Annotated in this window: 12 protein-coding genes; 6 read left to right on the forward strand and 6 right to left on the reverse strand. The window is 69.1% G+C overall.

What is annotated here, in order from left to right; all coding sequences use genetic code 11:
* Nucleotides 1-38 precede the first annotated feature (38 nt).
* From CGU35_RS05360 to CGU35_RS05370, 3 genes are all read left to right on the forward strand, one after another.
* On the forward strand, nt 39-851 hold the full coding sequence (locus CGU35_RS05360) for an alpha/beta fold hydrolase (protein WP_157813906.1): 813 nt from the start codon (nt 39-41) through the stop codon (nt 849-851).
* Between the two features lie 136 nt (nt 852-987).
* Nucleotides 988-1,515: a DUF1269 domain-containing protein gene (locus CGU35_RS05365; protein WP_100810570.1), complete on the forward strand. Its 528-nt coding sequence runs from the start codon at nt 988-990 to the stop codon at nt 1,513-1,515.
* Between the two features lie 37 nt (nt 1,516-1,552).
* On the forward strand, nt 1,553-4,462 hold the full coding sequence (locus CGU35_RS05370) for an AfsR/SARP family transcriptional regulator (protein WP_100810571.1): 2,910 nt from the start codon (nt 1,553-1,555) through the stop codon (nt 4,460-4,462).
* Between the two features lie 97 nt (nt 4,463-4,559).
* Here the strand turns inward: CGU35_RS05370 and CGU35_RS05375 are convergent, their stop codons facing one another.
* Nucleotides 4,560-4,913 (reverse strand): hypothetical protein, encoded by a 354-nt coding sequence (locus CGU35_RS05375; RefSeq protein ID WP_100810572.1) that lies wholly within the window; start codon nt 4,911-4,913, stop codon nt 4,560-4,562.
* A gap of 100 nt (nt 4,914-5,013) precedes the next feature.
* Nucleotides 5,014-6,141 carry an HNH endonuclease signature motif containing protein gene (locus CGU35_RS05380; protein WP_157813907.1) on the reverse strand — a complete coding sequence of 376 codons (1,128 nt, stop codon included), beginning with the start codon at nt 6,139-6,141 and terminating at the stop codon, nt 5,014-5,016.
* Between the two features lie 75 nt (nt 6,142-6,216).
* On the opposite strand from CGU35_RS05380, the gene CGU35_RS05385 reads away from it, so the two are divergent.
* Nucleotides 6,217-7,566 carry an IS256 family transposase gene (locus CGU35_RS05385; RefSeq protein WP_100811295.1) on the forward strand — a complete coding sequence of 450 codons (1,350 nt, stop codon included), beginning with the start codon at nt 6,217-6,219 and terminating at the stop codon, nt 7,564-7,566.
* On the opposite strand, the gene CGU35_RS05390 is transcribed toward CGU35_RS05385, so the two are convergent.
* From CGU35_RS05390 to CGU35_RS05405, 4 genes are all read right to left on the reverse strand, one after another.
* Nucleotides 7,557-7,922, reverse strand: a complete 366-nt coding sequence (locus CGU35_RS05390) for a hypothetical protein (protein WP_100810573.1) — start codon at nt 7,920-7,922, stop codon at nt 7,557-7,559. The two genes, CGU35_RS05385 and CGU35_RS05390, sit on opposite strands and share 10 nt — an antisense overlap.
* 209 nt (nt 7,923-8,131) lie before the next feature.
* Complete coding sequence (locus CGU35_RS05395; RefSeq protein WP_100810574.1) at nt 8,132-8,845, reverse strand: SOS response-associated peptidase; 714 nt, start codon at nt 8,843-8,845, stop codon at nt 8,132-8,134.
* 156 nt (nt 8,846-9,001) lie between these two features.
* Complete coding sequence (locus CGU35_RS05400; protein WP_100810575.1) at nt 9,002-10,036, reverse strand: App1 family protein; 1,035 nt, start codon at nt 10,034-10,036, stop codon at nt 9,002-9,004.
* A gap of 5 nt (nt 10,037-10,041) precedes the next feature.
* Nucleotides 10,042-10,707 (reverse strand): DedA family protein, encoded by a 666-nt coding sequence (locus CGU35_RS05405; protein WP_100810576.1) that lies wholly within the window; start codon nt 10,705-10,707, stop codon nt 10,042-10,044.
* A gap of 41 nt (nt 10,708-10,748) precedes the next feature.
* Between CGU35_RS05405 and CGU35_RS05410 the strand changes: the two genes are divergently transcribed.
* Together CGU35_RS05410 and leuS are read left to right on the forward strand one after the other, a co-directional pair.
* Nucleotides 10,749-12,125, forward strand: a complete 1,377-nt coding sequence (locus CGU35_RS05410; RefSeq protein WP_100810577.1) for an anthranilate synthase component I family protein — start codon at nt 10,749-10,751, stop codon at nt 12,123-12,125.
* A 199-nt stretch (nt 12,126-12,324) separates the two neighbouring features.
* Nucleotides 12,325-14,859 (forward strand): leucine--tRNA ligase, encoded by a 2,535-nt coding sequence (gene leuS, locus CGU35_RS05415; RefSeq protein WP_374935769.1) that lies wholly within the window; start codon nt 12,325-12,327, stop codon nt 14,857-14,859.
* Nucleotides 14,860-14,935: the final 76 nt, after the last annotated feature.

Consider the following 14,935-nt stretch of genomic DNA (forward strand, 5'->3'; position numbering starts at 1 on the left):
GCCGACTCCGAGCCGGCGGTTCAGCGAGAGGATCGGGTGTGCCGACGATCACGACGTCAGCCGGACCCGTGGAGTACCGCGAGGTCGGTCGGGGGATGCCGCTTCTGCTCCTGCACGGGACGCCGGGCGGCTCCGATCAGGGCGTCGCGGCGGCGCGCGTGCTCGGACTCGATGCTCGTGTCATCGCCCCGTCTCGCCCGGGATACCTCGGAACCCCGCTGTCCGTCGGACGGACGCCGATCGAGCAGGCCGTCGCGATGGTCGCCCTGTTGGACGGGCTCGAGGTCGACCGTGCCGTCGTGCTCGGTGTCTCCGGCGGCGGGATGACCGCCCGCGCGCTGGCGGCGCGTCACCCCGGCCGCGTCCGCGGTCTCGTGCTCTGGTCGGCGGTCGGTGCGCCGATGCGGATCCCGGCGTGGCCCCTGCTCCACGGGCCGCTGTCTCGGCGCGCGGTGGAGGAAGCGCTGCTGCGGAGGCTGCGTCGGTCTCCGCGGCTGCTCGTCGGCGGGGCGCGTGACGCGAGATCGGTGGACGCCGCCCTGGCGATCGCCGAGACGGTGTTCCCGATCGGCGATCGCCGCGATGGCCTGGCCAACGACGCCCTTCAGGCACGACGGTTCGATGTCGGATCCGCCTCGAAGATCACGGCACCCGTGCTCGTCGTCCACGGAACGCAGGACCGAAACGTGCCGTATCGCCACGCGACCCGCGCGATGCACTCCCTCCCGCACGCCCGCCTCGTCACGGTGCCGGGAGCGAACCACTGGACGACCGCCGGTGACCCCGCAGCCGCGGTCGCACTCGCCGCGTTCCTCGCCGGCCTCGCGGACGGTGGCCGGCCGCGCCCCTGAGCGGCATCGCCCCCGTCGTTGGAGCCGCCTTGGAGGGCGACCCGCAAGAGTCGTGGGGTTCACCCGAGGAGGCACTCATGCGCGAACGCACGATCATCGACACGAGCGACACGAGCGACACGAGCGGAACCACGCCATGAGCGCGCTGGCCGTGTGGACCTACCCGGACACCGCGGGGGCGAGGCGCCTGGAGAGGTGCCTCGCCGACGGCATCCTCGGCGACGTCGTCGTCACGGACGGCGTGGTCGTCACCTGGTCCGGCGGACGTGCGTCGGCCCAGGTGCGCGAGCTGCAGGGCGTGGCGCGCGTGTGCAACCTGGGCGCCGCGTTCTGGGGCATGTTGTTCGGGATCGTCGTGTCCGGCCCGGAGCTGGCGATCATGGTCGGATCGCGGCGGCGCGCGCTCGACGACTCGCTCGAAGGCGTCGGTGTGGATCGGGACACCCTCGTCGCTCTCCGACGACGACTGCAGCCCGGAGGCTCGGCGGTCGCGGCGATCTGCGCCGAGTCCGTGGCATCCGTCATCGGGTCGGCCAGCCCCACCCCAGCGGGTGGGACCTCAGTGGGTGGGGCGCGGCCCACGCCCACGGGCGCGGCAGAGCTCACGATACGGCCGCTCACCGTCGAACAGGAGCGGGCACTGCGCAAGGTCTTCGCGGTGTGAGAGATGCCGCGCGGTTCGTCTGTGCTCTACTAATGCCATGCGGGTGCGCGACCTCGGACTGCTCACCGTCGAGGTCGACGGGGTCGAGCAGCCGTTGCGCGGACGTCGCCCGCAGGTCATCCTCGCGCGCCTGGTCGTGAGCGCGAACCAGCGCGTCACCGCGTCCGAGATCAAGGAAGCCGTGTGGGGCGATGACGTCGTCGACCACACGTCCACGCTCGAGTCCCACATCTGGCGGCTGCGGCAGGTGCTCGAGCCGCACCGCCCGGCACGTCAGCCCGCGCAGGTTCTGATCACGGATGTCGAGGGGTACCGGCTCCTCGCGCGGGTGGACGAGGTGGACTCGCTCCGTTTCGAGCGCGATGCGGGCGAGATCCGCGAGCTCAGCGCATCGGCCGACCCCGAGCGCGTGCTGCAGCACTGCGACGAAGCGCTCGCGCTCTGGCGCGGAAAGCCGTTCGATCCCGCCTCGGACGAACTCTGGGCCGGCGCGGCGGTCGCCCAGCTTCAGGAGATGCGGACCGAGGTCGCGGCGACGCGCGTCGACGCGCTCGTCGATCTCGGTCGACACCCGCAGGCGCTCGCCGACCTGGAGCGGCTGATCGGCGACGCGCCGCTGCACGAGCGCTTCTGGACGCAGCGGATGCTGGCGCTCCACCGTGCCGGCCGCACCGATCGGGCGCTCGAGGCCTACCAGCGCATCCGCACCCTGCTCGATGACGAGCTCGGACTCGAGCCGGGGGTCGAACTCGATCGGCTGCACCACCGCATCCTCGATCAGGATCCGGAACTCGTCGCGCGGCCCGCGGTCGTGGCGGTCCCCGCGGATTCCACACCCCCGCGCACGCCACTGTCCCGCACGCCACTGTCCCGCACGCCACCGTCCCCCATGCCACCGGCTCGCACACCACTCCCGCGCCGGACGACCCCGCTGGTCGGCCGGACGGGCGACCTGGGTCGGGTCTCGCGCCTCGTGGTGGGTCATCGACTCGTCACCCTCACGGGCGTGGGCGGGTGCGGCAAGACCCGCCTGGCGCTCGAGGTCGCACACACCCTCGCATCCGACTTTCCCGACGGTGTGTGGTTCGTCGATCTGGCGACGATCGACGACGACTCCCTCGTGGCCGAACTCGTCGCATCCACCCTGCGACTCGCTCCCGGCGTCGTCGGTTCCGCCGTCGATTCCACGGTCGACTACCTTCGCCGGCGTCGGGTGCTCCTCATCCTCGACAACTGCGAGCACGTGCTCTCGGGCGCGGCCGCGTTCGTCGAGCAGCTGGCGGACGACGAGGCGCGCTGCGCGGTGCTGATGACCAGTCGCGAGGCAGTCATGTTCCCCGGCGAAGTGATCTGGACGCTCGGGCCTCTGCCGCTCGAAGCATCCTCCGACGAGGCGGCGGCGCCGGCTCTGGAGCTCCTGCTCGCCCGGCTCTCGGAGGCCGTCCCGGAACTCCCGATCGACGAGCACGTCCGCGGCCAGGCGGAACGGCTCTGCGCGGCCGTCGACGGCCTGCCGCTGGCGATCGAACTCGCCGCAGCCCGCGTGCGCACCGACGGTCTCGCCGCCGTCGTGGAGCAGGCGTCCAGTGATCCGAGTCGGCTGAGGCGCCTGCGGAGCACGACCGGTGCGCATCACGACAGCGTCGGCGACGCCATCGAGTGGAGCTACCGCACCCTCAGTGCCGACGAGCGGATGCTGCACCGCCGCCTGGCAGCACTCCCGGGACCTTTCACACCCGACGTCGCTGCCGCTCTCGCATCATCGCCCCGTGGGACGATTCCGACGCTTTCCGCCGATGCCGTGCCGGATCTACTGTCGTTCCTCGCGCACCGCTCTCTCCTCGTCCCCGTCCCGCCGGCGACTCCCCGGGGTCGTCTTCGTTTCCGCCAGCTCGCGACGGTGCGAGCGCACGCCCGACGCGCGCTCACGGTCGAGGGCGAGACGGCCGCCATCGAGGACGCCCGCGACGCGTGGGTGAGAAGCCTCGTGGAGCGTCGTCCGAGACTCTTCGGTGCCGACCCCGACGCGTGGTACGACGCCGTCGACGACGACTATGACGCGGTTCGCGGGACGCTGCATCGGGTGCTCGTGGACGAGCCGAAGCCCGCGGGTGCGGCCCTCGTCACCGGGCTCGCCGGGTACTGGTACCTGCGCCGTCGACTGGTCGAAGGTCTGACCTGGCTGGAGCTCGCCGATGCGCTTCGTGGCTCGGACGGCGTCGACCCCGTCGATTCCGTCGATCCCGTCGATGAGGCGGGAGTGCACTGCGCGCTCGCCGTTCGTTTCGTGCTGCAGGGCCGCACGGATCTCGCTCATCCGCATGTCGAGCGGGCGCGTGGCGGGATGGCGGTCTCAGATGACCCGCGACGGTCGGCGGACCTGGCATGGGCGCTCGCCGGACTGGCCTACGCGCTGCTCACCGGCTCGGAGCGGGAGATGGTCGCAATCCTCACCCGCGACATCCGCGGAGCGGCCGACGCGACGCACGACGCGGAGCTCGCCGTCGTGGCCGACGCGTTGTCCGCCACGATCGCCGTGCCCCCGGATCCCGAGGCCGTGGAGGCGGTCTACGAGCGCGCGATGCAGCAGGACAACACCTTCGCCGCCTCGATCTGCGCGTCGTTCTTCAGTATCTACGCCCTGCTGACGCGGGATCCGGCACTCGGCGAGGTGTGGGTCGGCCGCGGCCGCGAACTCCACGAGCGGGTCGGGGGCCGGGCATTCAGCGGTTTCGACGAGAACCGCGCCGACTTCGCCGCGATGGCGGCGAGGTACACCGACGCTGCGAGGCTCTACGGCGCATCCAGCGCGGCGGCATTCCGAGACGGAACCGTATGGCCCCGGCAGCAGGCGACACGCGAGATGCTCCGCCGGACAGAGGAAGCGCTCACCCGCGAGGAGTTCCTGCGGGAGTGGCGCGCGGGCGAGGACTCGCACGGCGGATAGCGGGGTGGGGTGCCGCGGCGCGGCGGTGGCGTCGTGGTTGCGTTGCGGCGGTGTCGTGGTGGCGTCGCGGGTCGCGGGTCGCCGGTGCGGGTGCGGTTCAGCGCGCGAGCGGGCGAATCAGGTCCTCGGGAGCGGGGAAGGGCACCGAGTAGGAGATCTGCGGGGCGGTCATGTCGCCGTAGTCATCCTTCTTGACTCGGATGCCGGAGGTGGAGACTTCGGCGATCCGGACGCGGAGCCAGTCGCCGTTTTCTAGCCGGAGTTCGTAGGGGTTGGCGAGGTATCCGATGCCGAGCGCGTCGAGGGTCTCTTCGGCGTGCATCCAGTCGACGGCGTCGGTGCGCGGGCGGCCCAGCAGGTCGATCGCGACGAATCCGTCACCGACGGGTTTCATCCATCCCACGCGTTCGCCGTCGTCGGCGCGACGGTGCTCGATCCAGTCGGGTTCCATGCGTTCGAGGGTAGCGAAAGTGCCCGTGCCCACCGTCTCGCCGTGCGCGTTCGACCAGCCACTGTTGCGTGGTCGCTTCGGGACTCTGTGACCCGCGTGGTCAGAACGGGATGAGCTCGAGCGGGTCGAACTGCAGCTCGTCGAACTCGATGTCGTCGGGGTCGAGCTCTTCGGGTGTCCGCATCGCTGTCGTGGGGATCGGGTCGTCGGGTATTTCGTGTTCGGGGTCGGGGGCGAATTCGATGGTGCTGATGGGCGTGTCGGTGTAGGTGCGTCCGGTGGGGCTGGTCCATTCGAGTACCCCGCCGGGGTGTTGCCTTACGGTCCAGGCGGTGTTGTGTTTGAGCGTGTGGTGTCTCTCGCAGAGGTGGGCGAGGTTGCGGTCGCAGGTCACCCCGCCGTGGGCGTGGGCGAGGGTGTGGTCGATGTCGCAGCGTTTGGCGGGCATCCGGCAGCCCGGGAACCGGCAGTGCTGGTCTCGGACGGTGAGGTGTCTGCGCTGGTCGTGGTTGGGCCGGTAGCGGTCGACGGCGAGGACCTGGCCGGAGATGGGGTGGGTGAGGATCCGGTCCCACCCGGCCGCCCCGGCGGTGAGCATGCACGCCGTTTGTGGGTCGATGGGGGAGTGCCCGACCAGGAACGCTGTTTCGTAGGGGTCGGTGATCCGTTTCTCGATCAGCGACATGACGGGGACGGTGATCTGAACGGTGGCGCGGATCGCGCCGAGGTCGGTGGGTCCGCCGTCGTGCGCGGTGGGAGCGGCGGTGAGGAGCAGGTCGCCGAAGATGTCGGCACGGATCTGATCGGTCGTTCGGGCATCGGCGGCGTTCGCGGGCCCGTCGCCGCCGCATCCACTCGGGTCGGTGTCGGTGCCCGTTTCGCCGCGGCGGGCGTCGATGACGGTGCGGGCCATTTCGCTGAGCCGGTCGTGGATGCCATGTGCGACCACGGCGGGGAGGAGCGCGCGAAGCTCAGCAACCCCGTCGTCGAGGTCGGTGACCCAGACGGCGCGGTCTTCGACCGCGCGGCGGTGGCGTTGCTCGAACGTGGTTTCCGCATACCACTCCGCCCGCCGCTTCGCGAGCGGTGTCAGCCGCGTCGCGGACTGGGCGCAGGCGATCGGGAGCACGTCTTGTTCGAACTCGGCCCGCATCTCCGGCGTTTCGATGATGGCCCCGGCGGTGACGATCGCCCGGACGTGCGCGGCCGAGATGAGCCCCGCAGCCAAAGCGTCGAGGGTGAGGGTGTCAGATCGTTTGTGTAAGGGGTGTCTGCTTCTTATGGAAGGACGACGCTGATGACCATGATCGACAAAGAAGCTCGAGCGGAGCGACGGCGGCGGCAGGAGGAAGGCGCCAGACGGCTGCGTGAGTCGGGGGTGCTGGATGATCTGTTCGCGAAGATTGATGCTGGCGAGGTGCAGCTCGATGGCAGGGACGGGTTGATCCAGCAGTTGATCAAGACGGGCCTCGAGCGTGGTCTGGGCGCTGAGCTGACCGAACATGTCGGTTACGAGCGTGGTGATCCCGAGGCGCCGCTGCATGACAACTCCCGCAATGGTTCGTTCCCGAAGACGGTCTCGACGGTCGCTGGCGATGTCGAACTCTCGATCCCGCGGGACCGGAACGGGACGTTCATCCCGAGGCTGGTGCCGGTCGGTCAGCGTCGCCTCGGCGGGTTGGACGAGATGATCGTGTCGCTCTATGCCGGCGGAATGACGGTGCGCGATATCGAACACCACTTGGCGTCGACGATCGGCACCGAGATCAGTCGCGAGACGATCTCCAAGATCGTCGACGAGATTTCCGACGAGGTCCTTGCCTGGCAGTCTCGGCCGCTGGAAGCGTTCTACCCGGTCATCTACTTGGACGCGATCGTGGTGAAAGTCCGCGACGGCGGACACGTGCGCAACAAGGCCGCTCACATCGCGGTCGGCGTCGATATGGAAGGCGTCAAGCACGTCCTGGGCATCTGGGTGCAGCAAGCCGAGGGCGCGAAGTTCTGGGCCTCCGTCTGCGCCGAGCTCGCCAATCGCGGCGTCCGCGACGTGCTCATCGTCTGCTGCGATGGGCTCACCGGCTTCCCAGAAGCGATCGAGGCGACCTGGCCTGAATCGCTCGTGCAGACCTGCGTCGTTCATCTGATCCGAGCGTCAATGCGGTTCGTCTCCTACGGGCAACGCAAAGCCGTCGCCGCCGCGTTGAAGCTGATCTATCAAGCCCCCGACGCGGACGCGGCGAGGGCAGCGCTGGAGGCGTTCGCGGCCTCCGATCTGGGTCAGGGCAATCCGCACACGGTCGCCGCGTTCGAGAACGCGTGGGAGCGGTTCACCCCGTTCCTGGGGTTCCCGCCCGATGTCAGGCGGGTGGTCTATACGACGAACGCGATCGAGTCGCTGAACTTCCAGCTGCGGAAAGTGACCAAGAACCGGGGTCACTTCCCGAACGACGCGGCAGTCGTCAAACTGCTCTGGCTCGCGATCTGCAACATCGAAGACAAGCGAGCCCTCGAGCGGGCGAAGGAACGCGGCAAGCCCTCGAACGAGCGCAAAGCCCCACCGCGGCTGGTCGAAGGCGCCGTCACCACGAACTGGAAGAAGGCGCTCTCGCAGCTCGCGATCGCGTTCCCCGACCGAATCAACCCCTACCTCTGACCACCCACCGATGCCCGCTTACACAAACAACTTGACAGGCTCTCGAGGGTTCCCGCGTAGTCGGTGACGAGTGTTGCGGCGTCGCTCATCTGGCGTTGCACGGTGCGGTCACTGACCCGCCACGCCGCACCGATCTCCGCCGCGACCGACCGGTACGGGAACCCCGCATCCGACCCGACCCGCCCGTACTCCGCCTCGTCGGTCCAGTCCGAAGCGATCGTGTCCGACTCGGCCAGCAGGCGTGCTTCTTCCGCATCGAGGCGCGCCTTCGCGGCCCGCACCTCGATCAGTTTCGGCAACAATGCGTTCATCCGCTCATCAGCCCGAAGTCGGGCAATCAGTGCGGTTTCGGTCATGCATCCATCATCCGACCAACCACCGACATCCCCACCCCGAAAAGCACGCCGACCAGCCCTTCCCAGATGAGAAGAACATGAGAAAACCGGAACCTGAGGATGCGTCACTCAGACGGGTTCAGCGGCGTCGAACCCTCGTCGAACTGTCATGAAATGCTCTATCTGGTCGCGATATGCAGCAGTCTGTGACAGGTCGATCGGCGGTGCGTCTACGATTCCACGCGCTCGATGAGTTCGGGCCCGTCGTTGCGGACGTTGCCCACGGCGCGGCTGACGACGTAGTTGTCGAGCGTGGCGGCGACGGATGGTGCAGCGTCGATCGCGGCGTCGAGCACGTCGCCGATGTTGTCGGTGTCGGTGTCCAGCCACGCCTCGGCGTGGTCCATGTCGACGAACAGCGGCATGCGGTCGTGGATCGAACCGAGGTCGCCGATCGCATCGCGGGTCAGGATCGTGAAGCTGAGCACCCAACGCGTGGGGTCGTCGTCCGCGGCGGCTGGGTTCTTCCACCACTCGTAGAGCCCCGCCATGAGCAGGGGCGAGTCATCGGCGGGGTGGATGTAGTGGGGCACCTTGCCGTCGTCGGTCGCCTTCCACTCGTAGTAGCCCGAGGTCGGCACGATCGCGCGACGCTTCTCGAGAGCACCGCGGAACATCGGTTTGTCTTCGATCTCTTCGGAACGCGCATTGAACGCACGTGACCCGATCGAGACATCCTTCGCCCAGCTGGGCACGAGGCCCCAGCGCGCGGCTTCGAGGCGACGGGTGGGCGGGTCGGTCTTGGCCGAGTCGAGGACGATCGCCGCACGATCGGTTGGCGCGATGTTGTAGGACGGCTCCGGCAGATCTTCGGCCACCGTGTCGACGTCAAGCAGGGCCGTCAGGTCGGCCGGAGGTCTGGTCACCACGAAGCGTCCGCACATGTCACAAACCCTACGCCGGGGCTCCGACTCCGGGGCGGACGAGGCTCATGCCGGCGTAGGGGACAGCATCCCCATGAATCCAGGAAAGGAACGCCGAGTGGCCCGACATCCGACGGTCGGTGCTGCATCCGCCGCCGCGTAATCGGCCCGCGTGCGTCAGACCACGCCGGCACTCTCGAGCTGGTCCAGGATTCCCGCACCATCCGAGGCAGTGACCCACAGGGCGTGAGCGTCGGAGTGGTCGTCGACGGTCTGGCGGCCACCGGCGAGGACGGCCTCGGTGGTGGACAGGCGACGGATGGCGACGGCCGAGACATGTCCCGGGTGCTCCTTGGCGAACTCGGTGTAGATCGCCTCGTCGTGCTGCCCGTCATCGCCGATCAGCAGCCACTGCACCTGCGGAAACTCCGTCGCGAGGCGCCGCAGATTGTCGAGCTTGTGCACGCGACCGCTGCGGAACCACCGGTCGTGCGTCGGGCCCCAGTCGGTCAGCAGGATCCCGCCAGGCGGGAAGAGGTGACGGGAGAGGAAGCGTGTGAGGGTCGGCGCGATGTTCCACGCGCCGGTCGAGAGGTAGATCATCGGAGCGCCCGGATGGCTGCGCACCAGACGCTCGAGCAGCACGGCCATGCCGGGCACCGGCAGGCGCGCGTGCTCGTCGACGACGAACGAGTTCCACGCGGCGATGAGCGGACGGGGGAGTGCCGTGACCATGACGGTGTCGTCGACATCCGAGACCACGCCGAATCTGACATCCGAGCCGACGATGAACACGCGGGCCTCGACCGGCTCGCTGCCCTCGACGGACAGCTCCAGGGCCTGCCATCCGGGCTCGAGCTCGGCCTGCACGACCGTGTCGACGACACCACCGCGGTCGGAGACGACGGTGTGTGTGCGCCCCGCGATCGAGATCTTCACCTCGGAGTAGCCGACCGGGATGCTGATGAAGCTGCGCCATCCGCGCAGGCTGCTGATCTCGCCGGACTTCGTGTCGCGCGGGGGTCGCACGATCAAGACACGCCCGACGACGCGAACCCAACCCTCGCCGCCGTACCCGGGGAAAGGGACGATGCTCGCGCTCAGCCCGCGGCGGCGGGCACGCTTCTCGCGCCAAGCGTGGAATCGGTGCTCGAGTCTCGCCAACCAGAGGATCTTGGCGGGGAGAGCGGGGGCCTGCGTCGAAGTGGGCATCGCCCTCAGTCTTTCATGGCCTCCGGCGCATCCTCATCGTGCAGGTGACGGCGTTCGATACGTTCGATGACCTTCTTGCCAACGAACACGAGCACGATGAACAGCACGATGACGCCCACGAAGATGTACCCGGCGAAATGGACCCTGTCGGCGAGCTCGCGATACGTCCCCGCGGCGGCCGCGGCGAACGAGACATAGAGCGTCGCCCACAGGATGCAGGCGGGCGCTGTCCACGCGAGAAAGCGCCGGTAGGAGTAACCGCTCATGCCGACGGTCAGGGGCACGAGCGAGTGCAGCACGGGTAGGAAGCGCGACAGGAAGATCGCCGGTCCGCCGCGTCGGCGCAGGTAGCGCTCCGAACGTTCCCAGTTGGCCTCGCCGATCCGCGCACCGAGACGCGACGCGCGGATGCGTGGGCCGAGCCAGCGGCCGATCCAGAACCCGATGCTCTCGCCGATGAGCGCCCCGATGACGACGGCCACACCGAGCAGCACACCCTCGAGCGGGGACGACACCGCGGTCGCCGCCACGATCACGGTCGTGTCGCCCGGCACGACCAGTCCGATCAGGATGCTCGTCTCGAGCATGATCGCGACACCCGCCAGCAGCGTGCGCAACACCGGATCGACGCTCTGGACCGAGTCCAGCAGCCACGACAGGAACTCGTTCACGCGTCGAGCCTACGATGTCGGGCTCCCCGTACCCTGGGTGAGTGCCCCAGGATCTCGCCGTCGAGCGCCTCACCGATTGGGTCGAGCCCGCAGCGGTGTTCGCCGTGCTCGAGCCCGCGCATCCGGACGTGTTCTGGTTGGACGCCGGTGCCGGAACGGCATCGGGGTGGAGCTTCGTCGGGCATGGCTCGCCCGCGAACGTGGACGACGTGCGGGGCGTCCGCCTCGCGGGGGCACCGTCGGGCGATCGGGTGGAGTGGCCTGCGGGCCCCTTTCGAGGTGGCTGGGTCGGCTGGTTCGCGTACGACCCCGCGGCCGAGCGCGCGGGTGCCCCGGCCCGCAGCGCCGCGAGCGACGCCCACCGGGGCGGACCGGATCAGGATGCCTGGATGCACGCCCGCGCCTGGGTCGCCTTCGATCACGCCACCCGCCGGGCCTGGGCGATCGCGGCCGGATCCGACCTGGCGTCGTGGGCGGCCGAGATCCGCGCAGCCCGACACCGGACCCCCCAGCCCACTCCCGCCCTCGCGCCCGCACCCGCACCCACCCCCGCCCTCGCACCCGCACCCGCCCTCGCACCGAGGATCGCCACCTCGCGGCACGTCCCCGACGAGTACGAGGCGCTGATCGGGCGGTGCCACGACGCGATCCGGGTGGGCGACGCGTACCAGTTGTGCCTGACGACGCGGTTCGAGGTTGAGACATCCGAATCCGCCGTCGCCGTCTACGGCCGGCTGCGCGCCTCGAGTCCCGCGCACCACGGTGGATTCGTGCGCATCGGGGGAGTGAGTCTGCTGAGCGCGAGCCCCGAGGAGTTCCTCGCCGTCGGCGACGGGATCGTGCGCACGCGGCCGATCAAGGGCACCCGGCCGCGGGGCACGGATCCCGACGCGGACGCCGCGCTGGCCCGCGAACTGCTCGCCAGCGAGAAGGAACGCGCCGAGAACGTCATGATCGTCGACCTGATGCGCAACGACCTGTCGCGTGTGTGCGAGGTCGGAACGGTGCGGGTCGACGCGCTGCTCGCGGTCGAGACGTACCCGCACGTGCATCAGCTCGTCAGCACCGTCTCGGGGCAGCTGCGCCCGGGCAGCACGGCCGGAGAACTGCTCGACCGGGCATTCCCGGCCGGATCGATGACCGGTGCACCGAAGCTCTCGGCGATGACGATCCTGCAGGCGCTCGAGGCGGGACCGCGCGGGATCTACGCCGGATGCTTCGGGTGGATCGGCGTCGACGGCACCCTCGATCTCGCCATGGTCATCCGCTCGATCGTCATGAGGGACGGCCACGCGATCGTCGGAGCGGGCGGAGGCATCACCTGGTCGTCCGTGCCCGGTGAAGAGGTGCGCGAGGTGGGCATCAAGGCGCGCGCCCCGCTGGCCGCGCTCGGGGCCGAACTGCCCGCCGGTTGGTGACAGTCGCCGGTGGAAGGGCCTCATCCACCGTCCGGCAAGGGCCCCAGACGGGTCCGGTAACCTGGAAAGAGCGCCCGCGCGCATCCCGAACCCCCCGCTCGATTGGTTTTCTGTGTCCCAGACCGTTCCCACCGACAACGCTCCCGCCGATCCTTCCGGCGGTGCTCCGGGCGATGGCGCGCACTACGACGCCGCCGCGATCCAGGCGAAGTGGCAGGCCGCATGGGAGGCGAAAGACCCCTTCCGTGCCGGTGGCGAAGGCGACACCCGCCCGCGCAAATACGTGTTGGGCATGTTCCCGTACCCGTCGGGCGACATGCACATGGGGCACGCGGAGAACTACGCCTACGTCGACACGGTGGCCCGGTTCTGGCGCCACCGCGGCTACAACGTGCTCAACCCGATCGGCTGGGACTCGTTCGGCCTGCCCGCCGAGAACGCGGCGATCCAGCGCGGCGTCGACCCGCGTGAGTGGACCTACGCGAACATCGGTCAGCAGAAGACGAGCCTGCGCGCCTTCGGCACGTCGTACGACTGGAGCCGCGTGCTCCACACGAGCGACGAGGACTACTACCGCTGGAACCAGTGGCTGTTCCTGAAGCTCTACGAGCGCGGGCTCGCCTACCGCAAGGACGCCCTGGTCAACTGGGATCCCGTGGACCAGACCGTGCTCGCCAACGAGCAGGTGCTGCCGGATGGCACGTCCGACCGCAGCGGCGCGATGGTCGAGAAGAAGAAGCTCACGCAGTGGTTCTTCAAGATCACCGACTACGCCGACCGGCTGCTCGACGACCTCAACCAGCTCGAGGGATTCTGGCCGCAGAAGGTCATCCAGATGCAGCGCAATTGGATCGGCCGCTCGGTGGGTGCCGACATCGACTTCGAGATCGAGGGCCACCCCGACATCGTGACGGTGTTCTCGACGCGCCCCGACACCCTGTACGGCGCGACGTTCTTCGTCGTCGCGCCCGATTCCGATCTGGCTCAGCAGCTCGTCGCCGACGCCGAGCCCGACGTTCGTGAGCGCTTCACGACGTATCTGGACGGCGTGCGCCGCGCGACCGACATCGAGCGTCAGAGCACGGATCGCCCGAAGACGGGCGTGTTCCTCGGGCGTTACGCCATCAACCCCGTCAACGGGGCGCGCCTGCCGATCTGGGCCGCGGACTACGTGCTCGCCGACTACGGACACGGCGCCGTCATGGCCGTACCGGCCCACGACCAGCGCGACCTCGACTTCGCCCGTGCCTTCGACCTGCCCATCACGGTCGTGGTCGACACGACGGCCCCCATCACGGGTGCGATTCCCGTGATCGAGCTCGACGACGACGGCGTTCCGATCGATCCCGGTGCCGAAGCATCCGGTCTCGACGACATCGACCCGGCTCGCACGGGCATCGCCCTGACGGGTGAGGGACGGATGATCAACTCCGGTCCCCTCGACGGGCTGTCGAAGCGCACCGCGATCGCGCGCAGCATCGAGCAGCTCGAGTCGATCGGCAAGGGCCGCGCGGCCAAGTCGTACCGCCTGCGCGACTGGCTGATCTCGCGCCAGCGCTTCTGGGGCACCCCGATCCCGATGCTGCACTTGGAAGACGGCACGATCGTCCCGGTTGCCGAAGACCAGCTGCCGATCCGGCTGCCCGACGCGCAGGGTCTCGATCTGACTCCCAAGGGTGCCTCGCCCCTGGGAGCGGCCGAGAACTGGGTCAACACGGTCGATCCCGCATCCGGTGCTCCGGCCCGTCGCGACCCCGACACGATGGACACGTTCGTCGACAGCTCGTGGTACTTCCTGCGCTTCCTCTCGCCGGGCGACGACACACGCGCGTTCGACCCGCGCGAGGCGCAGCGGTGGGCCCCCGTCGATTCGTACATCGGCGGCGTCGAGCACGCGATCCTGCACCTGCTGTACGCGCGCTTCATCACCAAGGTGCTGTTCGACATGGGGCTGGTGGACTTCACCGAGCCGTTCTCGTCGCTGATCAACCAGGGCATGGTTCTGCTCGGCGGCACCAAGATGTCGAAGAGCAAGGGCAACCTGGTCGAGTTCGCCGCGAGCATGGAGTCCCCGGGTGCCGACGCGGTACGCGTGGCGATCGCATTCGCGGGCCCGGTCGAGGACGACATCGAGTGGGAGGATGTCTCGACCAGCGGCGCACAGAAGTTCCTCGCCCGTGCCTGGCGCGTCGCGAACGACGTCGACAGCGACCCGAGCGTGATCTGGGCCGAGGGCGATCCGGCTCTCCGCCGCGTGACGCACCGCCTGCTGGCGGATGCGCCCGGACTCGTCGAGCAGACCAAGTTCAACGTCGTGATCGCACGCCTGATGGAGCTCGTCAACGCGACGCGCAAGGCGATCGACACGGGCGCCGGACCCAGCGACCCCGCCGTGCGGGAGGCCGCCGAGGTCACCGCGATGATCCTCGATCTGTTCGCGCCGCACACGGCGGAGGAGATGTGGGAGATGCTCGGCTACGAGCCGTTCGTCGGTCTCGTGCCGTGGCGTCAGGCCGACCCGATGCTGCTGGTCGAAGAGAACGTGACCGCGGTCGTGCAGGTCGACGGCAAGGTGCGTGGAACGCTCGAGGTGCCCGCTCGGATCGGGGCGGACGAGCTCGAGCAGCTCGCGCGCGCCGACGCCAAGGTGCTGCGCTCGATCGGTGACCGCGAGATCGTCAAGGTCATCGTGCGCGCCCCGAAGGTCGTCTCGATCGCGACGCGCCCGGCCTGACCCTCTTCACTCCTGAGCGCGAAACTTCAGCTCTGTCACGTTTCGAGGGTGAAACGCTGACATAGCTGAAGTCTCG

Origin of the sequence: Microbacterium sp. BR1 (genome assembly GCF_002812725.1) — a bacterium.
In the GTDB taxonomy this organism is placed as follows: Bacteria; Actinomycetota; Actinomycetes; order Actinomycetales; family Microbacteriaceae; genus Microbacterium.

Coding starts and splice junctions, on each gene's coding strand:
- CGU35_RS05390 (WP_100810573.1), bottom strand. CDS start 7,922: ATGACCGAAACCGCACTGATTGCCCGACTTCGGGCTGATGAGCGGATG.
- CGU35_RS05370 (WP_100810571.1), top strand. CDS start 1,553: ATGCGGGTGCGCGACCTCGGACTGCTCACCGTCGAGGTCGACGGGGTC.
- CGU35_RS05400 (WP_100810575.1), bottom strand. CDS start 10,036: ATGCCCACTTCGACGCAGGCCCCCGCTCTCCCCGCCAAGATCCTCTGG.
- CGU35_RS05365 (WP_100810570.1), top strand. CDS start 988: ATGAGCGCGCTGGCCGTGTGGACCTACCCGGACACCGCGGGGGCGAGG.
- CGU35_RS05375 (WP_100810572.1), bottom strand. CDS start 4,913: ATGGAACCCGACTGGATCGAGCACCGTCGCGCCGACGACGGCGAACGC.
- CGU35_RS05395 (WP_100810574.1), bottom strand. CDS start 8,845: ATGTGCGGACGCTTCGTGGTGACCAGACCTCCGGCCGACCTGACGGCC.
- CGU35_RS05385 (WP_100811295.1), top strand. CDS start 6,217: ATGATCGACAAAGAAGCTCGAGCGGAGCGACGGCGGCGGCAGGAGGAA.